Origin of the sequence: Kitasatospora indigofera (genome assembly GCF_014655955.1) — a bacterium.
GTDB classification, from domain to species: domain Bacteria; phylum Actinomycetota; class Actinomycetes; order Streptomycetales; family Streptomycetaceae; genus Kitasatospora; species Kitasatospora indigofera.
The window spans coordinates 48,883-74,675 of sequence record NZ_BNBO01000006.1; the positions used below are offsets into that span (position 1 = coordinate 48,883).

Below are 25,793 nucleotides of genomic sequence, written 5' to 3' on the forward strand. Positions count from 1 at the left end.
CTCACCTCACCAAGGAGCCACGGATGCCCGATCCTGGGCCTTCCCCGCTGCAGTCGAGCCTGCCGGCCGCTGCGGCCCGCTTCGGAACCCACATCCTCGCCAACGCCCGGGCCGCCGGCCCGGGGCCCGCCGCCGGGGGCGCGTCGGCCCTGCCCGCCCTGCCCGGCGGGGTCTTCGGCTCCGTCCCTGCGGCCGGCTCCGTCCCCGCCGCCGGGGTGGTGCCCGCTGCGGCGGTGCCCGTGCAGGTGCCCGCCGTGCGGGTGCCCGCGTCCGTCCCGGTACCCGTCGGTCCGGGGGGCGGCCCGGCCGCCCGGCACGTGCGGGAGGGCGCTGCCGCGGTGGGGCGGCCGAGCCCTGTCCTGGACCGGATCCTGCGCGGTCCCAGCGGTCTCGGTACGGCGAGCCTGCACCCGGCCCGGCCCGGGGAGCCGGCGGCGTCCGGGACGCCGGCGGCGGGCCGTCCGATCCCGGGCCTCTACCACCACCCGGTGCCGGCGCCCGACCCGGCGCGGGTGGAGGAGGTCAGCCGGAGGATCAAGGCCTGGGCCATGGACGAGGTCCAGCTGTACCCCGAGGACTGGGAGGACCAGTTCGACGGCTTCTCGGTCGGGAGCTACATGGTCGGCTGCCACCCGGACGCGCCGAGCATCGACCACCTGATGGTCGCCACGCGGCTGATGGTCGCCGAGAACGCGGTCGACGACTACTACTGCGAGGACCACGGCGGCTCACCCGTCGGTCTCGGCGGACGCCTCCTGCTGGCGCACACCGCGCTCGACCCGTTGCAGACCACGAAGGAGTACCAGCCGCAGTGGGCGAAGTCGCTCCACGCGGACGCCCCCCGGCGGGCCTACCGCTCCGCCATGGAGTACTTCGTCCAGCGGTCCACCCCCTCCCAGGCCGACCGGTTCCGGCACGACATGGCCCGTCTGCACCTGGGGTACCTGGCCGAGGCGGCCTGGGCCCAGACGGATCACCTGCCCGAGGTGTGGGAGTACCTGGCGATGCGCCAGTTCAACAACTTCCGCCCCTGCCCCACCATCACCGACACCGTAGGTGGCTACGAACTGCCCGCGGACCTCCACGCCCAGCCCGCCATGCAGCGGGTCCTCGCGCTCGCCGGGAACGCCACCACGATCGTCAACGACCTGTACTCGTACACCAAGGAACTCGCCGCCCCCGGCCGGCACCTGAACCTGCCGGTGGTGATCGCCGAGCGTGAGGGCGTCTCCGACCAGGAGGCCTACCTCAAGGCGGTCGAGGTCCACAACGACCTCATGCGCGACTTCGAGGCCGAAGCCGCCGCCCTGGCCGCCGCCTGCCCCGTCCCCAGCGTGCTCCGCTTCCTGCGGGGAGTGGCCGTGTGGGTCGACGGCAACCACTACTGGCACATGACCAACACCTATCGCTACAGCCTGCCCGACTTCTGGTAAGGATGGACTTATCCGTGACTAGCATTGACCTCACCACCGCCGACGCCATTTCTGCCGGCAATTCCCTTTTCATCCCCACCCCGGCGACGCCCTACCAGGGGGACATCGCCCGGTACTGGGACCACGAGGCCAGGCCGGTGAACCTGCGTCTCGGTGACGTGGACGGCCTTTACCACCACCACTACGGCATCGGCGAGGTCGACCACGCCGCCCTCGGCGACACCGAGGACAGCGCGTACGAGAAGAAGCTGATCGCCGAACTCCACCGCCTGGAGTCCGCGCAGGCCGAACTCCTCCTGGACCACCTCGGCGCCATCGGCCCCGACGACACCCTCGTGGACGCCGGCTGCGGCCGCGGCGGCTCGATGGTCATGGCCCACCAGCGCTTCGGATGCAAGGTGGAGGGCGTCACGCTGTCGGCCAAGCAGGCCGACTTCGCCAACCAGCGCGCCCGCGAACTCGGCATCGACGACCACGTCCGCGCCCGCGTCTGCAACATGCTCAGCACGCCCTTCGAGACCGGCCGGGCCGCGGCCTCGTGGAACAACGAGTCGAGCATGTACGTCGACCTGCACGACCTCTTCGCCGAGCACTCCCGCGTCCTCGCGGTCGGCGGCCGCTACGTGACCATCACCGGCTGCTGGAACCCGCGTTACGGCCAGCCCTCGAAGTGGGTCTCCCAGATCAACGCGCACTTCGAGTGCAACATCCACTCCCGCCGGGAGTACCTGCGCGCGATGGCCGACAACCGCCTCGTGCCGCAGGCCGTCGTCGACCTGACTCCCGCGACCCTGCCCTACTGGGAGCTGCGGGCCACGTCCTCCCTGGTCACCGGCATCGAAGAAGCGTTCATCAACTCCTACCGGGACGGCTCCTTCCAGTACCTCCTGATCGCGGCCGACCGCGTCTGACGGCTGCCGTCACCCCCACCGACCGCAGGGCCGGGTCCGTCGGCCGACGGACCCGGCCCTGCGGGTTCCCCCGTCGTGCATCGCCGCGCAGGTCGGCGGGAATCCGTGGACGTCCGCGGACCACGAGCTGCACTAGCCTGGGCCCGTACCGGGCCCACATCGGGGGCGACGGGGACGTGCAGCGCTCAAGAGGGGAGCGGCATCCGTGTCGGAACGTTTGCAGCGCAATCAACTGGTGATCGACGAGTTCCGGTCGGCCGGAGGAGTCGTCGGCGGTGACTTCGAGGGGGTGCCCCTCCTTCTGCTGACCACCACGGGCGCCCGCAGCGGGCAACCACGCACGATGCCCATGACCTACCTGCGGGACGGGGACCGGCTCGTGGTCTTCGCCGCCAACGGCGGCAGGGAGAGCCACCCCGGCTGGTACCACAATCTGCTCGCCGACCCGGCCGCAAGCGTCGAGGTGGGCACCGAGGCCTACGACGTGACGGCGACCGGGACCGACGGCGCGGAGCGCGAGCGGCTCTGGGCCCGACAGCTTGAGCACACGCCCTACTTCGCCGGGTTCCAGGAGCGGGCCGGGCGGCGCATCCCCGTTGTCGCGCTGACCCGTACGGTCGCCTGACCCCCAAGCCCGCATCGTGGCTGCGGGCTGCGCTGCGGGGGCGAGACGTCAGGATGAGGGCGGACCGTGCCGGCAGTGCCCGCTCCCCGGCCGGCACCGGCGGTGACGCGGGCCACCGGGGCCTTGTGGCACGTGATCTGACGATTCGGCGGCTGTGATGTCAGTGCCAGGTGTGAGCATCTCCCCGGGCGAAGTCGTCGCCCTCGTCGTGGAAGGAAGCACCACCATGGTTGCCTGGCCCGGAGACATCCAAGCCGTCACCCTCTTCGTCGAGGACCTCGCGAGGGCGAAGGAGTTCTATCAGCAGGTCTTCGAGCTTCCCGTCGACTTCGAGGACGAGAACTCGGCCGTCTTCCGCTTCGGCGGGACTCTGGTGAATCTGTTGTCGGTCGCCTCCGCCCCCGGCCTGGTGGCTCCCGCCCCCGTCGGCTCCCCGGACCAGGGCGTGCGGGCCCAGTTCACTCTCGGGGTCACGGACGTGGACCAGGTGTGCCGGCGCCTGGCCGAACGCGGGGTCAGCCTGCTCAACGGGCCGATGGACCGGTCCTGGGGCATTCGCACGGCGAGCTTCCGCGATCCGGGCGGCCACATCTGGGAGATCGCCGCTCCCAGCGCCCCGGCCCCGGCCGGTGGGTAGGACCGGCAGCACGGCGGGAGCCGGGCCAGGACCGGGCCGGCACCCGGTTCTGCGACCCGGACAGCACTTTCGCCCAATCTGGTAGGTCCTGGCGGCCTGGCCGGCCCCGGCCCTGCCACGCGCCCCGACGGATGAGCGCCCGCTCCGTAGCCCGCCCGCCCGCCCCGCGCCCGCGGCTCGCAGCCCGGACCGCCCGACAGCTCCCGACGGTGGGCCGGGCAGGGGGCGGCCCGGCGACCGGGCCGGGGGTCCGTGGGAGGATCGCAGGCAGGGGACTGCCGAGGTGAGGGGATGCGCCGTGTGCACCGTGTTCGTGAGTTTCGATCCCGGCTCTCCGGTTCCGGTCCTGGTGCTCGCCGCGCGGGACGAGTACGCCGACCGGGCCTGGCTGCCGCCGGCCCGGCACTGGCCGGCCCGGCCGCGGCTGCTGGGCGGCCTCGATCTCCTGGCCGGCGGCACCTGGCTGGCCGTCGACCCGGGCGGGCCGGGCCGGCCGCCCAGGACGGCCTGCATCCTGAACGGGTTCGGGATCCCCGCCGACCCGGTCGGCCGTCTCTCCCGCGGGGAGCTGCCCCTGCTGGCCGCGGAGGGCGAGGACCTCACCGGCCGTGACTGGGCACGCTACGACCCGTTCCACCTGATCACCGCCGAGCCGGACGCGGTGTCCATGCTGGGGTGGAGCGGCACCGAGCTGACCCGCCGGGAGCTGGAGCCGGGGCTGCACGCCGTCATCAACGACGGAATGGAGGGCCTCGCGGAGCACCGGACGTCCTCGCAGCGCGCCTCGCGGATGATGGCCGCCCGGCTGGCGTACTTCCGGCCCCGGCTGGCGGCCGTCCGCCGGCCGGAGCCGCCGACCGCCCCGCCCCTCGGGGCCGACGCCCCGACCGCCGACGTGTGGGGGGACTGGGCACTGATCGCGGACGGTGACGGGCTGGACCGCACGGATCCGGCCGCCCTCGTCCAGCGCCGGGACTTCGGGGAGGGCCGGATCTGGGCGACCACCTCGCTCGCCCTGGTCGGGCTGGGCCGCAGCACCGTCCGCTACGACTTCAACCCGGCACCGGGCAACGCCGCCTGGTACCCGGTCGACACCCGGCCGGCCGACATCCGGCCGCGCGGGGTCTGACCGCGCGGCGGTGCAGGACGCAGTGGCCCGCCGCAGCCGTTCGGCCCCCAGCCGTTCGGCCCCCAGCCGCTCGGCCCGGCTCGGCCCGGCTCGGCCCGGCTCGGCCCGACCCGGTCGGGGCAGGCCGGACCTGCCCCGACCGGACCGGACCTGCCCCGGCCGGTCGCCGGGCGCGTCAGCGGTCCGCGGCCCCGCCGGGGACGAGGATGTCGAGCGACCTCGGCAGGATCCGTACCTCGGCCGGCAGCGGGCCGACGTACTCGCCGTCCGCGTACGCGTTGATCCCCGGGGACTCGATGCGCAGCGAGTCCGTGCGGTGGGTCTCCACCTCGGAGCGCCGCACGTGGGTGCCCTTGAACACGGTCGGGAAGAACCGCGCCACCCGCAGGCGGCGCATGGCGTGCACGAGGGTGACGTCGAGCAGGCCGTCGGTGCGGTCGGCCCCCGGGCAGATCACCATCCCGCCGCCGTAGCTGCGGGTGTTGCCGATGGCCGCCAGGGTGAGCGGGCGGTCGACGACGGTGCCGTCCGCCAGCACCAGCCGGAACGGCAGCGGCCGCAGGTTGGCGAACTCGACCAGGATGGCCAGGTTGTAGCGCATCCGGCCGTGCGGCCAGCGGAGCCGGTTGGTCCGGTCGCTGACCAGCGAGTCGAAGCCGGTCGCCAGCACCGAGCCGAAGACCCGGACGGTCCCGTCGGCGGCCTCGATCCGGCCGAGGTCGACGGTCTCCACTCGCCCGCCGACGATCACGTCCGCCGCGGCCTCGGGGTCCTTCAACGGGATCCCGAACTCGCGGGCGTGGTCGTTGCCGGTGCCGGCCGGGATCACGCCGAGCGGGACGCCGCTGCCGGCGAGGGCCTGCAGGGCCAGGCTGATCATGCCGTCGCCGCCCGCGACGACCAGGGCGTCGGTGCCCCGGGCGACCGCCTCGCGGCCCAGTCGCAGGGAGTCCGCGGCGTCGCTGCCGGCGGTGTCGAAGACCTCGACGCCGCGTTCGCGCAGCCGGGCGGCCGCGCGCCGGGCGGCCTTCTCGGCCCGGCCACCGCCGGCGGCCGGGTTGGTCAGCAGGGTGACGCTGCGGATCGGCCGCGCGGCCGCCGGCCCGTTCACGGGATGAGCTTGCCGGGGTTGAGGATCCCGGCCGGGTCGACGGCGTCCTTGACGGCCCGGAGGATCTTCACCCCGAGATCGCCGATCTCCTGGCTCATCCACGGCAGGTGGTCGGTGCCGACGGCGTGGTGGTGGGTGATGGTGCCGCCGTGCGCCAGGATGGCGTCGCCCGCCGCCCGCTTCGCCCCGTCCCACTGCTCCAGCGGATCGTCCTGCTGCGCCGCCACCACGGTGAAGTAGAGCGAGGCGCCGGTCGGGTAGACGTGCGAGATGTGGCACATCACCAGGGCGGACGAACCGCCCTCGCGCAGTGCTCCCTCCAGCGCCGAGGTCACGGCGGCCTTGAGTGCGGCCAGGCCGGCCCAGCTGGTCGCGGTCTCCAGGGTCTCGCAGAGCGCACCGGCGGTGAGCAGCGAGTCGCGCAGGTACGGCGCGTTGAACCGGCCGTGCTCCCAGGCCTTCGCGGCCTCCTCGCCGAGCGAGCTGCCGCCCGCGGCGAGCAGGACGTCCCTGGTCCGCCGGTGGCGGGCCCCGGCCTGCTCGGGGGTGCCCTCGAAGACGGTCACCGCCAGGCAGCCGCCGGTGACCTGGGCGCCGCCGATCCGGTCGGTCATCGCCAGGTTGATCGCGGTCTCGGTCTCGTCGGAGATCCGGATCACGGTCGGGCCGGTGCCCTGCTGCTCGACCTCGCGCAGCGCGGCGGCGCCGGTCGCGAAGTCGGGGAAGCTCCAGGCCTCGTGGATCTTCACCGCGGGCGTGGGGTGGACCCGTACCCGGACGGCGGTGATGACGCCCAGGGTGCCCTCGGAGCCGAGGAACAGCTGGCGCAGGTCGGGCCCGGCGGCCGAGGCCGGGGCGCGTCCGAGGTCGATCGCACCGGCGGGCGTGACCACGCGCAGTCCGCGCACCATGTCGTCGAACCGGCCGTGGCCCGCCGAGTTCTGGCCGGAGGAGCGGGTGGCCGCGAAGCCGCCGACGGTCGCGTACCGGAAGCTCTGCGGGTAGTGGCCGAGCTCGTACCCCCGGGCGGCGAGCAGGGCCTCGGCCTGCGGACCGGTCAGGCCGGCCCCGAGGACGGCCTCGCCGGAGATCTCGTCCAGCGACTCCAGGCGGTCGAAGCGCCGCAGGTCGAGCGAGATCACGGCGGTGAAGCCGCCGCGGACCGGGTCGACGCCGCCGACCACGCTGGTGCCGCCGCCGAACGGCACGACGGCGATCCGCCGGTCGGCGCAGAGCGCCAGGACGGCCGCGATCTCGTCCTCGCCGCCCGGCAGCACGACGGCGTCCGGTGCGTCCTGGGCGGCGCGGCTGCGGCGGCGCAGCAGGTCGGGGGTCGACTTGCCGCCCGCGCGCGGCAGCCGGTCGGCGTCGCGGTCGCTGACGTACGCGGCGCCGACGATCCCGGCGAGGGCGTCCAGGTCCTCCTCCGGCAGGGCGGACGGCCGCAGCACGACCTCCTCGGCGGTGGGCGCCGGGTGGTCGGCCGGCGTCACCCCGAGCGCCTGTTCCAGCAACGCCCTGATGTCCTCGGAGAGCGGCTTGGCGAGGTCGGGGTCGCCCCAGGCGTCCCACTTCATCGGGGGCAGCGGCAGGGTGGCGGGCGTCCGGTCCGGTCCGGTTGGCGCATCGGGTGTCATGCGTTACAGTTTTACACATCATGTCAAGTAGTAACGCTGACCCGCAGAGCGTCGACGACGCCATCCTCGACGCGGCCGCCGAGCTGATCACCCAGCTCGGCGCCCGCCGCACCCAGCTGGCCGAGATCGCCCGCCGCGCGGGGGTCAGCCGGCCGACCGTCTACCGCCGCTGGCCGGACGTCCGGGCGGTCATCGGCGCGCTGCTCACCCGCGAGATCGCCGCGACCCAGGCAGAGGTCACCCGGGCCGGTGACGACCGCGAGTCGGTGGTGGCCTGGATCGTCGAGGTCGCCGTCCGGATCCGTGACCACGCGGTGCTCGGCGCGCTGCTGCACTCGGACCCCGAAGTGCTCTTCGAGTACGTCACCGAGCGGCTCGGCACCAGCCAGCGCGGCCTGCTCGACGCCCTGCGCGGCGCGCTGGTGCTCGGCCAGCGGCACGGCTCGGTCCGCGCCGGGGAGCCGGCCGAGCTGGCCGCGATGGTGCTGCTCATCGCCCAGTCCACCGTCCAGTCGTACCGCATGGTCGCCCAACTGCTCCCCGAGGAAGCATGGCGGCGCGAACTGGCCAGAGCCCTGAACGGATACCTCGCGCCATGACCCCAGCCACCGGCTCGACCGCCCTCGACGGCCGCCGCCGCGCCCGCGACCTCGACGAACTCGCCGCCGCGGGCGGCCCGATCGACGTCCTGGTGATCGGCGGCGGGGTCACCGGCGCCGGCACGGCCCTGGACGCCGCCTCGCGCGGGCTGCGCACGGTGCTGGTCGAGTCCCGCGACCTGGCGTTCGGCACCAGCCGGTGGAGCTCCAAGCTCGTCCACGGCGGCCTGCGGTACCTGGCCTCCGGCCGGATCGGGGTGGCCCGCGAGAGCGCGGTGGAACGCGGCATCCTGATGACCCGCACGGCCCCGCACCTGGTCCGCGCGCTGCCCCAGCTCGTACCGCTGCTGCCCTCGACGGGCCGCGGCCGGGCCACGCTCGTCCGGGCCGGATTCCTGGCGGGCGACCTGCTGCGGCTGAGCGCCGGCACGCCGGCCCGGGTGCTCCCGCGGGTCCGCCGGGTCGGCCCGGCCGAGACCGCCGAACTGGTGCCGGCCGTGCGCCGGGACGGGCTGACCGGCGCGCTGGTCGCCCACGACGGCCAGCTGATCGACGACGCCCGGCTGGTCGTCGCGATCGCCCGGACGGCGGCGCAGCACGGCGCCGCGGTCCTGACCAAGGTCCGGGCGGACGAGGTCACCGGTACCTCGGCGCTGCTCACCGACACGCTCACCGGGCAGACGCTCCGGGTGTCGGCCCGGGCCGTCGTCAACGCCACGGGCGTCTGGGCCGGCGAGGTGGACCCCGCCGTCCGGCTGCGGCCGAGCCGGGGCACCCATCTGGTCTTCGACGCGGCGGCCTTCGGGCACCCGTCGGCGGCGCTGACCGTGCCCGTGCCCGGGTCGACCAGCCGTTTCGTCTTCGCGCTGCCGCAGCAGCTCGGGCGGGTGGTGGTCGGCCTGACCGACGAGGACGCGCCCGGCCCCGTCCCGGACGAGCCGGAGCCGACCGAGCGCGAGATCGCCTTCCTGCTGGAAACCGTCAACATCGCCCTGCAGAGGCGGTTGACCCGCGACGAGGTGCGCGGCGCCTTCGCCGGGCTGCGTCCGCTGATCGACACCGGTGGCGGCAGCACGGCCGACATCTCCCGCAAGCACGCCGTGCTGGAGTCGCCCTCCGGGGTGCTCACCGTCGTCGGCGGCAAGCTGACCACCTACCGCAGGATGGCCCAGGACGCGGTGGACGCCGTCCTGCGGGCGCGTGCCCTGACGGCCGGGCCGTGCCGGACGGCGGACCTCCCGCTGGTCGGCGCGCCGGGGCACCGGGACAGCGCTCCGCCGCCGGGTGACGGCGTACCGGCCTCGCTGACCGCCCGTCACGGCGGGGCGTCGCGGGCGGTGCTGGACAGCGCGACGGTCGCCCGCCCGCTGGAGCCCGTCGCCCCCGGGATCGGGGTGACCCGCGCCGAGGTGGAGTACGCGCTGACCCACGAGGGCGCGCTGGACGCGGCCGACGTCCTGGACCGCCGCACCCGTATCGGGCTCGTCCCGGCCGACGCCGAGCGCGCCCGCCCGGCGGTCGAGGAGATCGTGGCCGCCCACCGGGTCTGACGGCTTGTCGCCGCCAGGCGCCGGGTGCCGGCCGGCGGACGCGCCCGCGTCCCGCGCCCCGGCCCCCGCCGTCCGGGGCGCCTCACCCGTCGGGGTGGATCCCGGCCGCCAGTGGGCGGAGTGTGCGCAGGGCGTCGGGGCTCCGACGCTTCGTACCCGGAAGATCTGGCTGGACGCCCGATCGCCCGCGCGGCGGGCGGGTGCCCCGGCTACGGGGTGCCGCCCGCCGCGGGAGGGCACCCGGTGCGCCGACCGAAGCCGTGATCACGAGAGGCGGAGTGGGCCGAATGTCGCTGTTCGATTCTGATTCTGATCCAGGACCGGTGTCCGTGCGGGCCGCCGGCCGGCGGGGCCGTTCCGGCCCGTGCCGGGCCGGTGTGGCGGGTGCCGCGGGCCTGGCCCTGCTGCTGGCGTTGCCCGGTGCCGCCTGGGCCGCCCCGGGCGATCTGGACGCCGGGTTCGGGACCGGGGGCAAGGTGACGACCGACTTCGGCGCCGGCGGGGACGAGGCCCGTGCCCTGGCGGTCCAGCCGGACGGCCGGATCGTCGCCGCCGGCGTCAAGGACGGTGACTTCGCCCTGGCCCGGTACAACGCCGACGGCAGCCTGGACGCCGGGTTCGGCACCGGCGGCAAGGTGACGACCGACTTCGACGGCGGCGGGGACGCGGCCAACGGCGTGGCGGTCCAGGCGGACGGCCGGATCGTCGCCGTGGGTGTCAGCGAGTCGAGTGCCGGGGGCAACTTCTTCAGCCTGGTGCGCTACAACGCCGACGGCAGCCTGGACGCCGGGTTCGGCACCGGCGGCAAGGTGGTCACGGACTTCGGCAGCGGCGGCGTCGGCGAGGCCTTCGCGGTGGCGGTGCAGGCGGACGCCCGGATCGTGGTGGCCGGCCTGGACGGCGGTGACTTCGCGCTGGCCCGGTACAACGGCAACGGGAGTCCGGACGCCGGGTTCGGCACCGGCGGCACCGTGCTCACCGACTTCGGCGGCGGCGCCGACGCCGTCCACGGAGTCGCGGTGCAGGCCGACGGCCGGATCGTCGCGGCCGGTTACACCGGGAACAGCGTCGGCAACTACGACTTCGCGCTGGCCCGGTACAACGGCAACGGCAGCCCGGACACCGGGTTCGGCACCGGCGGGCGGGTGACCACCGACTTCGGCGCCTTCGAGAGCGCCAACGGCGTGGCGGTGCAGGCGGACGGCCGGATCGTCGCCGCGGGTGTGAGCGGCAGCGACTTCGCGCTGGCCCGGTACAACGGCAACGGCAGCCCGGACACCGGGTTCGGCACCGGTGGCCGGGTGACCACCGACTTCGGCGGGTCCGAGAACGCCCAGGCGGTGGCGGTGCAGGGCGACGGCCGGATCGTCGCCGCCGGGTCCGGCGCCGCGGGTGGCAGCAGCAACTTCGTCCTGGCCCGCTACAACACCCTCGGCGGACTGGACACCGGGTTCGGCACCGGCGGGCGGGTGACCACCGACTTCGGCGGCTTCGACCAGGCGCACGGGGTCGCCGTGCAGGGCGACGGCCGGATCGTCGCGGCCGGGCTGACCGACAACGACTTCGCGCTCGCCCGCTACCAGGGCGGGGGCGGCGCGCCCGTGCCCACCGACGTGAACCTGTCGGTCACCAAGTCGGGGCCGTCCACCGTCAGCCTCGGCGACACGGCCTCGTACACCGTGAAGGTGACCAACACCAGCACCACCCTGCCGGCCACCGCCGTCACCCTGGCGGACACCCTCACCGGGCCCGCCGTCCTGCTGTCGGCCACACCCGGCCAGGGCACCTGCAGCACCTCCGCCGCCGGCGCGAGCTGCGCGCTCGGCACCCTGGCCCCGGGGGCGAGCGTCACCGTCACCGTGGTGGTCGAGCCCACGGCCACCGGGACGCTCTCCGACCGGGCGACGGTCGGCGCGGCCCAGCCCGACCCGGTGCCGGCCGACAACAGCGCCACGGCGACCACCACGGTGAACAACGCCCACGGCTGCACGATCATCGGCACCAGCGGCGCCGACAACCTGTTCGGCACCAGCGGGAACAACGTGATCTGCTCGCTCGGCGGCAACGACATGGTCAGCGCGGGCGGGGGCAACGACATCGTCTACGCCGGCTCCGGGAACGACACGGTCGACGGCGGCAGCGGGAACGACACCCTCTACGGCGGGGCGGGCAACGACAACCTGAACGGTTCCACCGGTGCCGACACCCTCAACGGAGGCCCGGGGAGCGACACCTTGACGGGCGGAAACGACAACGACCAGCTGAACGCCGTCGACGGCGTGGCCGGCAACGACGCGGCCCACGGCGGCACCGGGTTCGACAGCTGCACCGTCGACCCCGGTGACACCGTCACCGGCTGCCCGTAGCGACCGGCGCGGGACGGCCCGCGGGCCCGGCCGCCGTCGGACCGGGCCCGCGGACGCGCGCGTACGGACCGCGGGCCGGCCCCCTCGTCCGGGCCTCCCGGTGGCAGGTGCCGCCGCCCACCGGTCCGCCGGTGACGTTGCGGGACTTGACGCACCCTCGGACACGCCGGGACATAGGGTGGGGGCATGGATTCGCACGTGCTTGTCATCGCCGATGTGTCATGCAGTCCGGAGAACGCCGGGGAGTTCGGCCAGGTCCTGCACGAGTTCGCCGCCGCCTGTCGGGCGGAGCCGGGCTGCCTCTCCTACGAGGTGTTCCGCTCCGAGGAGTCGCCCGAGCGGTACGTGAGCATCGAGAGGTACGCCGACGCCGCCGCCTTCGCGGCGCACCGCGAGTCCGGCCACTTCCGTGAGATCGGCCTGGCCCGGCTGATGCCGCTGACCACCGCGCGCGACGTGCAGATGTACGACCCGCCGCGGGAGGTCCCGCCTGCGGGACGGTAGCCGCCCCCCGCCCCGCCGCCCGCACCGCCTGCTCCGGGCGGCCCGGGCGGCCCCGAGGGGGCACCCGGGCCGCCCGGCCGGGACCGCCCGGTCAGGCAGGCTGCTGGCTGATGTTGACCAGCCAGGTGATGCCGAAGCGGTCCGTGCACATGCCGAAGACGTCGCCCCACATCTGCTTCTCCAGCGGGACCGAGACCACGCCGCCGCCGGAGAGCGCGTCCCAGAAGCCGCGCAGCTCGTCGGCGTCGTCGCCGCTCAGGCTCACCGTGATGGTGTTCCCGGGCTTGTACTCCATGCCCGGCGGGACGTCCGCGGCCATCAGCGTGTAGCCCTGATCGGTTTCGAGCATGCCGTGCATGATCTTGTCGGCGAAGGGGGCGTCCTTCTGGCCGAAGTCACCGAAGCTGTTCAGCGACAGCGTGCCGCCGAAGATCCCCTGGTAGAACTCCATGGCCGGCCGGGCGTCGCCGTTGAAGCTGATGTACGGATTGAGTCGGGAAGGCACGGGATTCTCCGTTTCGTGACGATGCGTCGGTGCCGGCAGATTAGGCGAAGGCCCGCCGCCGGCCGTGCTGCCTCCCCGCGCGGCCGTCGGATGTCGACCGGTTGCCCCAACGCACGGCCGCCCGGTGAGCTGCCGTGACCAGCCCGTCCGGGGTGCCGGAGCGGCCTGCCGACCGGCCCTCGTCACCGGTGTGAACCGTGAATATGCTGGGCAGTCAAGATCCGTATCCGAGCGAGAACTTCTCTCCTGGCGCCTGTGGAGGCAAACGTTGAGCGTGTGCGTGATAGGCGCGGGTCTCTCCGGCATGGCTGCCGCGTACGCGCTCAGGGAGCGGGGGATCGACTTCGTCTGCCTGGAGAAGGCGCCGGACGTCGGCGGCATCTGGCGGATGCCGGGCGCCGGTGAGCCGGGCCCGGCCTACCAGGCCCTGCACCTGAACAGCGCCCGCCAGCTGACCGAGTACGCCGGGTTCCCGATGCCGTCCTGGCTGCCCCTCTACCCACGGCACAGCGATGTCGCCGCCTACCTGCGGTCCTTCGCCGAGTCGGCGGGGCTGCTCCCGCACATCGAGCTGCGCACCCAGGTGGTCGACGTCCGCCAGGGGGCCGACGAGGCGTGGACGGTCACCAGCCGCGACGCCGGGGGCGTCGAGACGGTCCGCAGCTTCGACCAGGTGATCGTCGCGTCCGGGCACCATTCGGTCCCGGCCCTGCCGAACCCCCTGCCGCCGGGCGCCGAATCCTTCACCGGAACGATTCTGCACTCGATGGACTACCTGGACGGCCGGGACTTCGCGGGGCAGCGCGTCGTCGTGGTCGGGCTCGGGGCGTCGGCGGTGGACATCGCAGCGGACCTCTCACGGCACGCCGCGCAGACGGTGATCTCCGTCCGGCGCGGCCTCCACATCGTGCCGAAGCAGCTCTACGGCATGTCGGTGGACCTGATCGCCGAGGCACCGTGGTTCACCGGCAAGTCCTTCGAGGAGCAGCGGCGCTTCGTCGAGGAGGCCCTGATGGTGGCGCGCGGCCGGCTGTCGGACTACGGTCTGCCGGAGCCCGACCACCCGGTCTTCTCCTCGGCCGTGACCATCTCGGACGAGATCCTCAGCCGGATCCGGCACGGCGCGGTCACTCCCAGGCCCGCGATCGCCGCCCTGGACGGCGACCGGGTGTCCTTCACCGACGGGACCTCGGTCGAGGCGGACGCGATCGTCTACTGCACGGGCTTCCACATGGCCTTCCCCTTCCTGCCCGCCGGCTGCCCCGCGGGCCCGCAGGGGCCGGTCGAGCTGTACCGGCGGATCGTCGCACCGGACCGGCCCGGACTGTTCTTCCTGGGCCTGATCCGCCCGGTGGGCTCCATCACGCGCCTGGTGGAGGCGCAGGCGCGCTGGGTGGCGCGGGTCGTCACCGGTGACGTCGCCCTGCCGCCGGCCGACGTCATGCACAAGGAGATCGACGGGTACCTCGGTGGCATCGCCGAGCGCTACGGGCTGAGCACCGGCTCCTCCGTGCAGGTGGACGTCGGTTCGTACCTGCGGGAGCTGCAGGACGCGTAGGGCGGGCCGCCGGCCGGTCCGCGGAGCTCTCGTGGGGGCGCAGGATCCACGAGAGCTCCCTTCGGTCGCGGCCGGTCTCAGTGAACGGCTTCGGCCGGCGGCGAGAGCACGGCCGGCGGCGAGAGCACGGCCGGAGGCCTCACCCGGTAGGCCTCCGAGGAGATGTACACCGTCACCCGGGGCGGACGGCCCGCCTGGTGGGCGAGCGCCAGATAGGCGATGAGGCCCGCACCGTCCTCCGGGCGCCGCGAGGTGACGGCGGCGACGGAGTCGAGGAGCGGGGCCGGGTCGGCGCCGTAGTGCCGCAGCAGGGCCGACGCCCGTTCGAGGGCCTCCCCGTCGTGCCGGACGTAGTCGCGCACCGGGACATGCAAGGTGAAGCCGGCCGGCAGGCCGGTGGCCGACTCCGTGAAAGCGTGGCACGCCAGGCCGGGGCGCCGGTCGAGCACGGTGTCCTGGCCGTCCTCCAGCCCCGCGGCCGTGCGGAAGAACGCCTCGATCTCGGTGGGACCGGGCCCGTCCTCCATACGGGACAGGCCCCCCGCCGCCGCAGCCGAAAGGTTCTTGTGCGCGGTGTACACCTTCACCCGGGGGACGTCCCAGTCGCCCAGGTCCAGGGCGAGGAAGAGGATGCGGTCGGAATCCGGCAGCGCCGTGAACGCCTGCGGGTGGCCGAGCCGGCGCAGTGCCTCCCGTACCGTCCCGGCCGAGCGATCCGCGCCGGACGCCGCGGGGTTCAGGTAGACCTTGACCCGGGGGACACCGCCGGGGCGCAGCTCCAGCGCGCACCACAGGGCCAGCGGCCCCTGGGGGGACAGCGGGAAGAAGAGGTCCTCCAGCTCGTCGAGCCGGTCGGTGGGGAAGTTCCAGCGTCGCGCGAGCGCGCGGACGGCCCGCAGCCCGGAGCGCCCGCTCCGGGCCAGGCCGCCGACGCCGCCCCCGGGTTCCAGCAGCACGCGCAGGCTCGGCGCCCGGCCCGGCTCGAAGGAGAGCGAGAACTCCACCGGCGTGTGGTCGTCGGAGAGGAAGGACCGGCTGGGGGCCGGCAGGGCCAGTGGCCGTAGGGCGACCGGGCCCAGTGCCGTGGTCAGGACCCGGGCGTAGCCGGCGGCGTCCGCGCCGCCCAGGCCGGCGACCTCGCAGAGCCGGAGCAGCTGGCCCGCCGTGTGACCGCCGAGCGTTCCCGCGGCGGGGAGCGCGGCGGCGTGCGTCGCGGGGAGGACGCCGACGGGGGGTCTGTGCCGGACGTCGATCACAGGCCCCCCTGTCCGCGACCGGAGGATGCAAAGAGATACCCGCCCGGTGGGGCGGGTATCGGAGGGTGTGCTGCTGAGGGCCGGCTGAAATCGGGGTCGGTGGAAACGTGCTCCATGACGCCCTCCTGTCCTGGATCAACGACGCGGGGACTACCGCGCTGCTGAATACCCCTCAAGTCGAACCCTTATGCGGAATGAGGGGTTCAGGAGGATGTTGCCTACGTCACTTGGTGAGCCAGTTGAGGAACTGGCTCCACCGTCCGGCCCGTTCGGGCGCCGGCTGCGCCTGGGCGCCGCGCTCGGAACGCACGGGCGGCTCCGGGTGGACCGGCCGGGAGGACCGGTGCGCGGGCTCGACCGGGGTGAACCGGGTGGGCAGCGAGGACAGACCCCGGTTGAACGGGCCGGGCCGCCAGGTCAGGCTCTCGTCCGGGACGGCCAGTTCGACGTCGGGGAGCCTGTTGAGCAGGTTCTCGATGGCGGTCACCGAGATCTGCCGGGCCGGGTCCTTGGACGGGCAGGCGTGCGGGCCGGCGCTCCACGCCAGGTGGGCCCGGCTGCCCCCCTGCCGCGCGGCCGAGAGGAGCGGGCTGCTGTTGGCGGTGGCGAAACTGACCAGCACGAGATCGCCCGCCCGCAGCTGCTGCCCGCCGAACTCCATGTCGGTCGCCGGATAGTGCGGCGCGAGGTTGGAGACGGGCGGGTTCTCCCACAGCGTGTCGTCGATGGCCTCGCCGATCAAACCGCCCCGGTGGGCGTACGCGTCGTGGGTGAGCAACCGGTGCAGGGTGTTGCCGATGAGGTTGCGCAGCGGCTCCGCGCCGGCCCCCAGCAGCAGGGCCAGCTGGTGCACCATCTCCTCGTCGGTCAGCCGGGCCTGGTGCTGCATCAGCCACGAGGTGACGTCGTCGCCGGGCCTGGCCCGCTTGAGCGCCACCAGCTCACCGACGGCGCCGAACAGCACCTCGGCCGCCTTCTCGGCATTGATGCCGTCGAAGATGCCGGAGATGCCGAACAGCACCCGGTCGCCGATGTCGGCCGGGCAGCCGAAGAGTTCGTTGAACACGAACAGCGGCAGCTGCTTGGCGTAGTCGCCGAGCATATCGGCCGAGCCGCGTTCGCCGAACTGGGCGATCAGGTAGTCGGACACCTGCTCGGTGCTGCGGCTCAGCCGGCGCGGGTCGATGCGGGCCATGCTGTCCGTGACCGCCTGCCGCAGCCTCAGGTGCTCGACGCCGTCGCTGAACATGCAGTTGGGCCGGTACGCCAGCATGGGTACGACCGGGCTGTCCGGAGGCACCTGCCCCTCGTTGAGCGCCCGCCAGCGGCGGGCGTCCTTGCGGAAGGAGGCGGAGTCCTGCAGCAGCTGCAGCGCGGCGGAGTAGTCGGTGACAAGCGTGGCCTCCACCCCGGGAGCGAGCTCGACCGGCGCGGCCGGCCCGTAACTGCGCAGGTAGGAGTAGTAGGCGTGCGGGTCAGCCGCGAACTCCGGCCCGTACAGCGGCACTCGGCCGCCGGATCCGTGGGCGGGGCAGCCGGGCGGGGGCACCGGGGCGGAGGATCGAGCGTCCATGTGGGCTTGTGGCTCCTAGCTGGCACGGTCCAGCAAAAAGCGGACCAGTGTGGTGAGTGCGGCGGCCGACGACTTCTCGTCGCGGGCGTCACAGGTGACGACGGGGGTGTCGTCGAGGAGGTCGAGTGCCTCCCGCAGCGCGGCCTCGGCGCGCTGCGGATTGCCGTCGAAGTGGTTCACCGCGATCGCGTAGTCGAGCCCGTACTGCTCGATGAGGTCGATCACCGCGAAGGAGTCGGCGAGCCGCTCGGGGTCGACGAGGATCAGCGCGCCGAGCGCGCCGCGGGCCATGTCCTCCCAGAGCTGGACGAACCGCAGTTGGCCGGGGGTGCCGAACAGGTAGAGGACCACGCGGTCGCTGATGGTCAGCCGGCCGAAGTCCATCGCGACGGTGGTGGTGGTCTTGCCCTTGACGCCCTTGAGGTCGTCGACGGACTCCGCCGCCCGGGTCATCGTCTCCTCGGTGGACAGCGGTTCGATCTCGGAGATCGAGCCGATGAACGTGGTCTTGCCCACCGCGAAGTGGCCCACGACGAGGATCTTGACGGCCGTCTGCGCCTCGCCGCCCTGGACGTAGTCCCGTTCGGCCAGACGCTGTCCGTCAGCCGAACTTGGTGTAGAGACCATTGAGTACCTCCTCCAGGATCGCCCGGTCGGCCTTGCGTGCGCGGGGTACCGGCGGGCGGGTCACGAGGTGGCCGCCTTCGGTGAGCCCGGCCAGGATGATCCGCACCACGCCCAGCGGCAGCCGGGTGTGCCCGGCGATCTCGGCGACCGAGAGGTAGCCGGCGGAGCAGATGTCCAGCAGCCGCTCCTCCTCGGGGGAGAGGCGCGGGGCCCGCTGGCCCTGCTCCGGCGCCGCGGTGAGGAGCGTGATCAGCGAGAGCTGGTCGTCGTCGGGCAGACCACGGCCCTTGGTGATGACGTACGCCCGGACTAAGCCGGCGTCGGAGAGCTCGAACTCCTCGGAGGCGGTCACTGGAACGCCCCCAGGTTCTCCCGCGGCGGCGCGGCGAGGAACTTGCCGAGCTGGCCGACCAGCTGCTGCATCCGGAAGGTGATGTCCTGCATGTCGATGTCCTGGGAGGCGGAGACGCCGAGGTAGGCGCCCTCACCGGCGGAGATCAGGAAGACCCAGCCGCCGTCGAACTCGACCAGGGTCTGCTGCCAGCGCTGGCCGGGGTCGTCGGCGAAGAAGGCGAGCGAGCGGCTGAGCGACTGCACGCCGCTCATCGCGGCGGCGACCCGGTCCGCGTTGTCCTTGTCGAAGTCCTTCGTCCGGGCCATCAAGAGCCCGTCGGCGGAGATCAGGACCGCGTGCAGGGCCCCGGGAATCTCCAGGGCGCTGTCGAGCATCCATGACAGATCGTCGTTCACGAGAACTCAGGCCCTTCACTGCTTGCACCAGATGAGTTGGTCGTCTGGTTCGCGTCCGGATGTGTGGCCCGGCCGGACCGGGTACCCCGCTGGAAGGCGCCCATGATCGCAGCGGTCTGCGAGTCGGAGCGGCCCGAGGCGGCCGGGAGGGGCGTGTTGGGCGGCACGATGGCCATCGGCCGCTTGCGCCGCCGCAGGGGCAGTCCGTCGGCGGTCGAGGTGACGTCCCGCTCGGGCTCGGACACGCTCGGCGCGACGACCGGGGCGGGCGCCCTGGTCGGGGCGGGAACCCTCTTGTCGGGCATGCCGGTGAGCAACTCGTGCGGCAGCAGGAGCACCGCGCGCACACCTCCGTAGGGGGAGGAGGAGTCCACGGACACCTCGAAGTCGAAGCGCTCGCTCAGGACGCCGATCACCGCGAGCCCGAACTGCGGGGGGTTGCCGAGGCCGGCCACGCCCGAGACCCGCTCGCTGCTCAGCAGCTTCTCCGCGCGGGTCCGCTCCTCGTCGTTCATGCCGACGCCGGCGTCGTCCACCACGATGACGACACCCTTGGGAACCGTCCGGATGTTGATCTCGACGACGGTGTCCGGGCTGGAGTAGCTGGTGGCGTTGTCGAGCAGCTCGGCGAGGGCGAGCGCGACCGGCTCCACGGCCCTGCTGGAGACGCCGAAGTCCACCTGGGACAGGATCTCCACCCGCCGGAAGTGCCGGATGCGGCCCTGCGCGCTGCGGACCACGTCGTAGACCGAGGCGGTGTCGCGGTGACGTCCGAGCCAGCCGCCGCAGAGCACGGCGATGGACTGGGCGCGGCGGCCGAACTGCGAGTTGGTGTGGTCGACCTCCAGCAGGTCCTGGAGGATGACCGACTCGCCGTACTTGTTCTGCAGCCGGGAGAGGATCAGCTGCTGCTCGGCGGCGAGGCCCTGCAGGGTCCGCATCGCGGACTTCAGCACGGTCTTGGTCGCCTCGTCGGCCTGCTCATGGGCTGCCTCGACGGACTGCGTATAGTGGTGCTCAAGATCTGAGTAGTGATCTCTGAGCCCCTGGAGCTCCTGCCGCAACGCCAGGGCCGCCTTGCGCTGGCGCACGACCACGACGGCCGCGGCGACAAGGATGAGGGCAAGACCCCAAAGCACTGGGTTCGCTGTGTATTTCGTCATAAGACTCTCTTCGGGCGAACTGACGGCTGACTGCCGAATCCCCTGCTGCTGCAGGGTGAGCCTGCCGCTCCGCAAGCGCGATGATCATACCATCGTGCAAACATGTTCCTTGACGGGTAGTCGACAGGTGAGAAGGCGTCTCTTCGGCTCCGGAACAAGGGAGTTGCCGCAGCTCGGCGCCCAGGTCGGTGCGGTCGTGCGCAGAGCTTCGACGGGTGGGTGACACATCGTCGGGGCCGCCGCCGATTGCGGGGATGTTGTGGGGAACCGACCCCCCGGTGGCCGCCCGGGGCCTCGGAGGTGTCGGGCCGCTGTACGGGGGAGGCCGGAGCACGCGGCCGGGATCACGCGGCCGGCGCCGGGGACAGGCGGCTCCGGACGTGAGCGCTGCGGGTGTGGGCGGCCGTGGCTGTGGGCGGCTCCGGGTGTGGCCGTTCCGGGCAGGCACCCGGGCGTGGGCCGTTCCGGCCGGCGCCGCTCCGGACGGGTCGCGCCCGTGTGACCGTCGGCGGCCCGGGCCGGTCGTGGGCGGACCTGGCCTCCAGGTCCGCCCACCTCAGGGGCCGGGCCGCCGCGCGGCGAGCGCCCGGCCCGCCCCGCGGTTCAGCGCAGGCCGGCGAAGAGGTCGTCCTCGGGCAGGGCCGCGCCGGTGCTGTCCTGGACCCGGACGAAGGTCTCCACGCCCATCAGCTCGGTGAACCTCTCCTTGCCCATCTTGAGGAAGAAGATGTTCTCGCCCTGGCTGGCGTGCGCGGCCAGCGCGTCGAACTTCTGGCCGCCGAACGCGGTGGTGTCCACCCAGGTGGTGATCTCCTCGTCCGGGAGTCCGATCTCGGCCATCGCGGCGGCCTCCGCCGGGTCCGGCTCCTCCCAGTCCGCGCCGAACTCGCGCATGACCTCGCCGAACCGCTGGATCGTCGAGCGCGGCGCCGTCGTCCAGTACACCTTCGGCGTCAGCCCGGTGAGTTCCAGCGCCGCGGTCGTGATGCGGTTCGCCTGGATGTGGTCGGGGTGGCCGTAGAACCCGTTCTCGTCGTAGGTCACCACCACGTCGGGCCGGTAGCGCAGCAGCAGGTCGGCCAGGCGGGCGGCGCTCTCCGCGACGGGGGTCTGCCAGAACGCCCCCGGGGCCTCGTTGGCCGCCCAGCCCATCATCCCGGAGTCGGCGTAGTCCAGCAGCTCCAGGTGGTCGATCTTCAGGACCTCGCAGCTCGCCGCCAGCTCCTGACGACGCATCGCGGCCACCGCCGCGGGGTCGTGCCCGGGCTCGCCCGGCTTGACGCCGCCCGGTCCGTCACCGCAGCCGCCGTCGGTACACGTGACGAGAACCGTGCGGATGCCCTCCGCCGCGTACCGGGCCAGGACACCCCCTGTCCCGGTGGCCTCGTCGTCGGGGTGGGCGTGCACTGCCATCAACGTCAAGGGCCGTTCAACCATGAAATCCATCCTCCGTCTGAAAGGTGCTCCGACCCAGTCTGGGCCTTCCCCCGGGGGAGTGGGGAGCGGGGCGGGGCGAGCCGCCGGGACATCCCGGGCGGACGGGGACGAACCCGGCTTCGCGGGCCGGTGCTCCAGGGAGAATTTCCGGCCGGAGGTGAATCCTCCTCGGTCCTGCCCGCCTCTTATCCCCGTACCGGCCGAAGGCGCCGGCGGAACCGGAGGAACTGATGATGACCGTTGTGATCGCCGTGGTCGCGGCCCTGCTCGTGGGCGCGTGCAGCCTGCACCTGCTGCGGCGCTACCGGAGCCGTCGATGACCCGCGCCGGCGCCCGCGGACTTCCGGGGAGGAGGAGCACATGACCCTACGCTTCCGCTGGCCGGACGAGCGGCTGATCGAGGCCGCCCGGAACGGCGACGTCACCTCGCTCACCACCGTCGTGGCGCAATCGCAGCCCCATGTGCGGAAGTTCGCGCTGTCGCTGTGCGCCTCGCCGGAGGACGCGGAGGACGCCGCGCAGGAGGCACTGATCATGCTCTACCGGAAGATCGGCACCCTGCGGGCCACCGGCGCGCTCGCCTCCTGGATGTTCCGGATCGTGCGCAACGAATGCCTCCGGCAGTTCCGGTCGCCGGCCCTGCGGGGCGAGCAGGGGCCGGCCGGGGTGGAGGCGTCCGCGGAACGGTCCGCCGAGGAGGCGGTGCTGCGCGGGCTGGAGGTGGAGCGGATCGCGGCCGCGGTCGCCCGGCTCCCCCTCGACCAGCGGCAGGTCCTGGTCATGCGGGACGTCCAGGGCCTGCCCGGCAGGGCTGTCGCCCGTGCGCTCGGCCTGAGCGACGCGGCGATGAAGTCGCGGCTGCACCGGGCGCGGGCGGCCCTGCGTCATTCCTTGGCAGCGAGCGGCCGGGAACCCGGCCGAGCAGCCGGCCGGCCGGCCGGAGGAGAGCGGTGACAGTGAACGCCCTGAAAACCCTGAACGCCCCGGACACCGTCAAGTCCGTGAACACCCTGGACACCGTCAGCACCGTCAGCACCGTGAACCTCCTGGACACCGTGCAGCCGGAGCAGGGGGCGACGGCGCGGACCGCCGCCGGGGCCGCGCCGCCCGGGCGGGACTACGCCAGTACGTCCGTCCCGCGCCATCTGGCCCGCGGTGCGATCGGCTTCGGGCTGCTCGCGGGCTCGATCGCCCTGGTGCCGGTCATCGGGCCGGTGGCCCTGGTGGTGGCCCCGTCGGCGTTGATCGCCTTCCGCGGCTGTCCCACCTGCTGGCTGGTCGGCCTGGTGCAGACCGTCTCCCGCGGCCGGCTGGAGCGACGGTGCGAGGACGGCGTCTGCACCCTGGCCAAGGCGCCCCCGGCCGCGGGGGTGTGACGGGCCCCGGGCGGCGGCGGAGGCGGCGCCGGCCCGGGGCAGGCCGGCCTCGGGCCGGCCGGCGGTTCGGACCGGGCATGCCCGGGACGACGCCCTGGGGCTGTGCGGCTGTGCGGCTGTGGGGCTGTGGGGCTGTGGGGCTGTGGGGCTGTGGTGCTGTGCGGGGCGGCCGGGAGGGTTCCGCGGTGCGGCCGGCCTGCCCCGGGGCGGGTCTCCTCGTCAGCGGGCGGTATTCCGGCCGGGCGCGCGTTCCGCCGCCCGGCGGGATGCCGGCGAATGCGGTGCCGGCCGCATTGTGGAACTGCCGGGCGCACCGATCAGGCCGGCGACCGTGGCCGCCCGGCGGGATGGAGCCCGTCCGAACCTTCCGGCCGCCCCGAAAGACGCGAAGTCAGTGGGCGAGAGCCGCTGTCCGGGGATTCCCGGTGCTTTCCGGTGCTGCGGGAAGGTCCGGTCCGCCCACGAAGGGTCCGCCTGCGGAGGGTCCGTTCGCGGGGGGTCCGCCCGCCGGGGGTGCGTCCGCGAAAGGGCTGCCCGTGAAGGGTCCGTCGGCGTCCTCCCGGCCGGTGCCCAGGGTCCGCAGTGCCTGGTACACGCAGAGGAGGGCCCAGATCTCCTGCCGGACGCCGTCCGGGGTGCGGGACCGCAGGGCGCCTCCGGGCCTGCGCAGGTCCACTTTGGTGCGCCGCAGGAGGGCCGTGGTGTCCCAGCGCTCCGCGTAGCAGGTGGCGAGCTCCTGGGCGGGTGCCGTGCGAGGGTCGAGCAGGGTGGTGACCAGGGCGCGGACGCCGGGGGTCTCGTCGTCGTAGACCAGCCCGGCCTCGATCACCCGCACCGCGAGGCGGTCGGCGGGTCTTCTGCCCCGCAGCTCGGAGAGGTACGAACCGTCGGTCAGCCGCGACTTGAACGACAGGGTGAAGGAGTCGCACGTCCCCCAGAGCAGTTCGGCGCCGGTCGCGGCCGTCCGGCTGAACAGGTCGTAGGACGGGACCGCGCGGGCGGCCATCACCAGCATCCCGGGCGTACATCGGTCCAGCACCTGCTCCAGCGGGGCGCGTTCGCCCGCGGCGGCGGAGTTGAAGGCCGCTCCGAGCAGGGCCTGGCTGCCGCATTCGGCCAGCAGGGAGAGCCGTACCTGCGGGACGGCGCTTCCGGCGCCGCCGGCGAACTCCACGAGGTTCTTCTCGCTGGACGGGAGGTCGAAGACCGTGCTGTCCACGGCCACCTTCCGCAGTCCGCGCCAGGTGGCCCGCGGGTGCCCGGCCGGCCTGGTGGTGCTGTCGAAGAGCAGCCGGAGCGGTTCGCTGCCCAGCCGCTCCCGGGCGCGGCAGATGGCGCCGTCGGTGGGTATCGGGTAGCAGTGCGTGAGACCTGACGACCAGTGCAGGCCGCTGATGAGGTTGCGCAGCACCCGGACGTAGCCGGTGCCGAGGTCCAGCCAGAGCGCCATCGACAGGTAGGCCATCAGCCAGGCGGGGAGCGTACGGGTCCGCTGCTCAAGGCGGCCGGTGGTCGCGATCGCGGCGTGAACCGCCTTGTAGGGAAAGGTCTTGGCCAGTAGGCCGATTGCCAGGTCGTCTGCGAGACGGCTCGTCGGTAACTCAGCGTGATTAGCCATGTGCGTATTTTCGCACAGCAGCTCGAAGTGGAGGAGTGATCTCCGTCTCTGTCGTGCCGGACGGCCGGGTGTGCGGATGCCCGTTGTGATAAGTGTGCGAACCATATGTGTGACGGATGGGACGGGTGTGTCGGAACAGACGGGCCCGCGCCGGACGCCTTCCGCCGCCACTGCCCGCCATCCGCTGCCGCCCGCCGCCCGCCGCTACCCGCCACCCGCTGCCGCCCGCCGCCACCGGCCACCCGCTGCCGCCCGCCGCCACCGGCCACCCGCTGCCGCCCGCAGCCACCTACCGCCCGGGGCGGCCGGGCGCGCGGCCGCCGCCGGTACGCCGGACCCTCACCCCTTGCCCATCTCCCGCAGCGGGAGCCCGCCGCCGGCCAGGACGGTCTTGGTGAAGGCCCCGGCCAGTTCGGTCAGCCGCTTGGTGGCCTCCGCGCCGAGGAGGGCGTACGGCGCGAAGCCCAGCCGGTCCGTCTCGGCCTCCAGGGCCCGGCGCAGCTCCATCCCGGCATCGGTCAGCTCGCCGGCGGTGTCCAGCAGCCCGCGGTCGCGCAGCCGGTCCTGGGCGTCGCTCCAGTCCTGTGCCGTCCAGCCGCGGTTGGCCTGGAGGTACTGCGGCCGCCAGGCCGTCCCGGTGGCCGTGTGGCTCACCAGGGCCTCCAGGCCGTCGAGTTCCGCCTCGCCCAGGGCCACCAGATGACCGTCCCCCCGATGCTCGCGCAGCAGGGTCGCCGCGTACCAGAGCCGCATGTGCGCCGACTCCGGAACGGGCAGGTCGGCGTGCGCGGAGTAGAGCGGACGGCCGGGTCGGCCGCATCCGGCGGTCGCCGCCATGGCCAGGTCGGCTGCCTCCGCCATCGCGCGGGAGGCGAGGGCCTCGGGCCCGAGCAGTCTGGTGAGGCAGCTGTCCGCGATCCGCAGTCTGGTCCGCAGAACGGTCTCCGGTGAGGCGTACGTCCAGGCGCGGGGAATCTTCTCCGCGACCAGTGCGGGGTTGAAGTTGTAGAAGGTCGCCGCGACCACGCCCGCGCCGACCGCGCCGAACGCCGCGGCCCGTCCGGCGAAATAGGCCATCGGTCCGCGCTCCAGGCCGATCGCCTCGAATTCGTCGTCGTGCTCGGGAGCGAAGTAGTGCGCGGCGTGCACGGGGTGGAAGGAGTTGTAGCAACGGCGCACGGCGACAGGGGTGGGATTGGTCATGGCTCACACCGTACTGCCCTGACGCACCGTCGGAGGAGCGGGAGTATCCGGTTCGTGATCTCTGACGGTCGCTCAACTGTGCCTGTCAAGAGCAGATCTCGGAAATCTCGCACGGAATCGCCGGCTCGCCCGCACTGCCGCCCCGGATCCGGCCGGGCTTAAATCAGGAGGCCTTCCGCCGCCTGGCGGCGGACCGGCGGGCCGGAACGCGTAGCCACGCGGCGG

24 protein-coding genes are annotated in these 25,793 nt (G+C 73.5%); 12 read left to right on the plus strand and 12 right to left on the minus strand.

Features of this window, described 5'->3' with window-relative positions:
• Positions 1-23 precede the first annotated feature (23 nt).
• From IE329_RS08115 to IE329_RS08135, 5 genes are all read left to right on the plus strand, one after another.
• Entirely contained in the window at positions 24-1,433 is a 1,410-nt protein-coding gene (locus IE329_RS08115) for a family 2 encapsulin nanocompartment cargo protein terpene cyclase (RefSeq protein ID WP_229927255.1), read from the plus strand.
• Between the two features lie 2 nt (positions 1,434-1,435).
• On the plus strand, positions 1,436-2,344 hold the full coding sequence (locus IE329_RS08120; RefSeq protein ID WP_190210144.1) for a geranyl diphosphate 2-C-methyltransferase: 909 nt from the start codon (positions 1,436-1,438) through the stop codon (positions 2,342-2,344).
• A 205-nt stretch (positions 2,345-2,549) separates the two neighbouring features.
• Entirely contained in the window at positions 2,550-2,969 is a 420-nt protein-coding gene (locus tag IE329_RS08125; RefSeq protein ID WP_190210145.1) for a nitroreductase family deazaflavin-dependent oxidoreductase, read from the plus strand.
• Positions 2,970-3,195: 226 nt separating this feature from the next.
• The gene (locus IE329_RS08130) at positions 3,196-3,606 is read left to right on the plus strand and encodes a VOC family protein (protein ID WP_190210146.1); all 411 of its coding nucleotides are present in this window, start codon (positions 3,196-3,198) and stop codon (positions 3,604-3,606) included.
• Between the two features lie 313 nt (positions 3,607-3,919).
• Positions 3,920-4,735 carry an NRDE family protein gene (locus tag IE329_RS08135; protein ID WP_229927256.1) on the plus strand — a complete coding sequence of 272 codons (816 nt, stop codon included), beginning with the start codon at positions 3,920-3,922 and terminating at the stop codon, positions 4,733-4,735.
• A 175-nt stretch (positions 4,736-4,910) separates the two neighbouring features.
• On the opposite strand, the gene IE329_RS08140 is transcribed toward IE329_RS08135, so the two are convergent.
• Entirely contained in the window at positions 4,911-5,846 is a 936-nt protein-coding gene (locus IE329_RS08140) for a diacylglycerol kinase (protein WP_229927257.1), read from the minus strand.
• On the minus strand, positions 5,843-7,483 hold the full coding sequence (locus IE329_RS08145; protein WP_373311110.1) for an FAD-binding oxidoreductase: 1,641 nt from the start codon (positions 7,481-7,483) through the stop codon (positions 5,843-5,845). Before IE329_RS08145 ends, IE329_RS08140 begins: the two co-directional genes overlap by 4 nt.
• Before the next feature lie 20 nt (positions 7,484-7,503).
• Here IE329_RS08145 and IE329_RS08150 point away from each other — a divergent pair, with 20 nt between their 5' ends.
• The 4 genes from IE329_RS08150 (at position 7,504) to IE329_RS08165 (ending at position 12,502) form a co-directional block, all read left to right on the plus strand.
• The gene (locus IE329_RS08150; protein ID WP_190210148.1) at positions 7,504-8,082 is read left to right on the plus strand and encodes a TetR/AcrR family transcriptional regulator; all 579 of its coding nucleotides are present in this window, start codon (positions 7,504-7,506) and stop codon (positions 8,080-8,082) included.
• A complete protein-coding gene (locus tag IE329_RS08155) occupies positions 8,079-9,632 on the plus strand; it encodes a glycerol-3-phosphate dehydrogenase/oxidase (protein WP_190210149.1) in 1,554 nt (517 codons plus the stop codon). Before IE329_RS08150 ends, IE329_RS08155 begins: the two co-directional genes overlap by 4 nt.
• A 377-nt stretch (positions 9,633-10,009) precedes the next feature.
• The gene (locus tag IE329_RS08160; protein ID WP_229927258.1) at positions 10,010-11,998 is read left to right on the plus strand and encodes a DUF11 domain-containing protein; all 1,989 of its coding nucleotides are present in this window, start codon (positions 10,010-10,012) and stop codon (positions 11,996-11,998) included.
• Between the two features lie 186 nt (positions 11,999-12,184).
• On the plus strand, positions 12,185-12,502 hold the full coding sequence (locus IE329_RS08165) for a putative quinol monooxygenase (RefSeq protein ID WP_190210151.1): 318 nt from the start codon (positions 12,185-12,187) through the stop codon (positions 12,500-12,502).
• A 91-nt stretch (positions 12,503-12,593) separates the two neighbouring features.
• On the opposite strand, the gene IE329_RS08170 is transcribed toward IE329_RS08165, so the two are convergent.
• A complete protein-coding gene (locus IE329_RS08170) occupies positions 12,594-13,007 on the minus strand; it encodes a VOC family protein (RefSeq protein ID WP_190210152.1) in 414 nt (137 codons plus the stop codon).
• A 268-nt stretch (positions 13,008-13,275) separates the two neighbouring features.
• Between IE329_RS08170 and IE329_RS08175 the strand changes: the two genes are divergently transcribed.
• Complete coding sequence (locus IE329_RS08175) at positions 13,276-14,565, plus strand: flavin-containing monooxygenase (protein ID WP_190210153.1); 1,290 nt, start codon at positions 13,276-13,278, stop codon at positions 14,563-14,565.
• 77 nt (positions 14,566-14,642) lie between these two features.
• Here the strand turns inward: IE329_RS08175 and IE329_RS08180 are convergent, their stop codons facing one another.
• From IE329_RS08180 to IE329_RS08210, 7 genes are all read right to left on the minus strand, one after another.
• Positions 14,643-15,821 carry a tryptophan dimethylallyltransferase family protein gene (locus IE329_RS08180; RefSeq protein WP_229927259.1) on the minus strand — a complete coding sequence of 393 codons (1,179 nt, stop codon included), beginning with the start codon at positions 15,819-15,821 and terminating at the stop codon, positions 14,643-14,645.
• Between the two features lie 223 nt (positions 15,822-16,044).
• On the minus strand, positions 16,045-17,394 hold the full coding sequence (locus IE329_RS08185) for a cytochrome P450 (RefSeq protein ID WP_190210154.1): 1,350 nt from the start codon (positions 17,392-17,394) through the stop codon (positions 16,045-16,047).
• A 15-nt stretch (positions 17,395-17,409) separates the two neighbouring features.
• A complete protein-coding gene (locus IE329_RS08190) occupies positions 17,410-18,021 on the minus strand; it encodes a GTP-binding protein (RefSeq protein ID WP_190210155.1) in 612 nt (203 codons plus the stop codon).
• Positions 17,996-18,373: a DUF742 domain-containing protein gene (locus tag IE329_RS08195; protein WP_190210156.1), complete on the minus strand. Its 378-nt coding sequence runs from the start codon at positions 18,371-18,373 to the stop codon at positions 17,996-17,998. Before IE329_RS08195 ends, IE329_RS08190 begins: the two co-directional genes overlap by 26 nt.
• The gene (locus IE329_RS08200; protein WP_190210157.1) at positions 18,370-18,771 is read right to left on the minus strand and encodes a roadblock/LC7 domain-containing protein; all 402 of its coding nucleotides are present in this window, start codon (positions 18,769-18,771) and stop codon (positions 18,370-18,372) included. Before IE329_RS08200 ends, IE329_RS08195 begins: the two co-directional genes overlap by 4 nt.
• On the minus strand, positions 18,768-19,934 hold the full coding sequence (locus tag IE329_RS08205; RefSeq protein ID WP_190210158.1) for an ATP-binding protein: 1,167 nt from the start codon (positions 19,932-19,934) through the stop codon (positions 18,768-18,770). Before IE329_RS08205 ends, IE329_RS08200 begins: the two co-directional genes overlap by 4 nt.
• A 603-nt stretch (positions 19,935-20,537) precedes the next feature.
• A complete protein-coding gene (locus IE329_RS08210; RefSeq protein ID WP_190210159.1) occupies positions 20,538-21,371 on the minus strand; it encodes a PIG-L family deacetylase in 834 nt (277 codons plus the stop codon).
• A 360-nt stretch (positions 21,372-21,731) separates the two neighbouring features.
• On the opposite strand from IE329_RS08210, the gene IE329_RS08215 reads away from it, so the two are divergent.
• Together IE329_RS08215 and IE329_RS08220 are read left to right on the plus strand one after the other, a co-directional pair.
• Positions 21,732-22,325: an RNA polymerase sigma factor gene (locus tag IE329_RS08215; protein WP_190210160.1), complete on the plus strand. Its 594-nt coding sequence runs from the start codon at positions 21,732-21,734 to the stop codon at positions 22,323-22,325.
• A gap of 2 nt (positions 22,326-22,327) precedes the next feature.
• Entirely contained in the window at positions 22,328-22,747 is a 420-nt protein-coding gene (locus tag IE329_RS08220) for a hypothetical protein (protein WP_308438353.1), read from the plus strand.
• A gap of 391 nt (positions 22,748-23,138) precedes the next feature.
• On the opposite strand, the gene IE329_RS08225 is transcribed toward IE329_RS08220, so the two are convergent.
• Both IE329_RS08225 and IE329_RS08230 read right to left on the minus strand, forming a co-directional pair.
• Positions 23,139-24,365, minus strand: a complete 1,227-nt coding sequence (locus tag IE329_RS08225; RefSeq protein WP_190210161.1) for an IS4 family transposase — start codon at positions 24,363-24,365, stop codon at positions 23,139-23,141.
• Between the two features lie 339 nt (positions 24,366-24,704).
• Positions 24,705-25,568 (minus strand): SCO6745 family protein, encoded by an 864-nt coding sequence (locus IE329_RS08230; protein WP_190210162.1) that lies wholly within the window; start codon positions 25,566-25,568, stop codon positions 24,705-24,707.
• Between the last annotated feature and the right edge of the window lie 225 nt (positions 25,569-25,793).

Coding starts and splice junctions, on each gene's coding strand:
- IE329_RS08115 (WP_229927255.1), top strand. CDS start 24: ATGCCCGATCCTGGGCCTTCCCCGCTGCAGTCGAGCCTGCCGGCCGCT.
- IE329_RS08120 (WP_190210144.1), top strand. CDS start 1,436: ATGGACTTATCCGTGACTAGCATTGACCTCACCACCGCCGACGCCATT.
- IE329_RS08130 (WP_190210146.1), top strand. CDS start 3,196: ATGGTTGCCTGGCCCGGAGACATCCAAGCCGTCACCCTCTTCGTCGAG.
- IE329_RS08145 (WP_373311110.1), bottom strand. CDS start 7,483: ATGACACCCGATGCGCCAACCGGACCGGACCGGACGCCCGCCACCCTG.
- IE329_RS08150 (WP_190210148.1), top strand. CDS start 7,504: ATGTCAAGTAGTAACGCTGACCCGCAGAGCGTCGACGACGCCATCCTC.
- IE329_RS08155 (WP_190210149.1), top strand. CDS start 8,079: ATGACCCCAGCCACCGGCTCGACCGCCCTCGACGGCCGCCGCCGCGCC.
- IE329_RS08165 (WP_190210151.1), top strand. CDS start 12,185: ATGGATTCGCACGTGCTTGTCATCGCCGATGTGTCATGCAGTCCGGAG.
- IE329_RS08185 (WP_190210154.1), bottom strand. CDS start 17,394: ATGGACGCTCGATCCTCCGCCCCGGTGCCCCCGCCCGGCTGCCCCGCC.
- IE329_RS08190 (WP_190210155.1), bottom strand. CDS start 18,021: ATGGTCTCTACACCAAGTTCGGCTGACGGACAGCGTCTGGCCGAACGG.
- IE329_RS08205 (WP_190210158.1), bottom strand. CDS start 19,934: ATGACGAAATACACAGCGAACCCAGTGCTTTGGGGTCTTGCCCTCATC.
- IE329_RS08210 (WP_190210159.1), bottom strand. CDS start 21,371: ATGGTTGAACGGCCCTTGACGTTGATGGCAGTGCACGCCCACCCCGAC.
- IE329_RS08215 (WP_190210160.1), top strand. CDS start 21,732: ATGACCCTACGCTTCCGCTGGCCGGACGAGCGGCTGATCGAGGCCGCC.
- IE329_RS08225 (WP_190210161.1), bottom strand. CDS start 24,365: ATGGCTAATCACGCTGAGTTACCGACGAGCCGTCTCGCAGACGACCTG.
- IE329_RS08230 (WP_190210162.1), bottom strand. CDS start 25,568: ATGACCAATCCCACCCCTGTCGCCGTGCGCCGTTGCTACAACTCCTTC.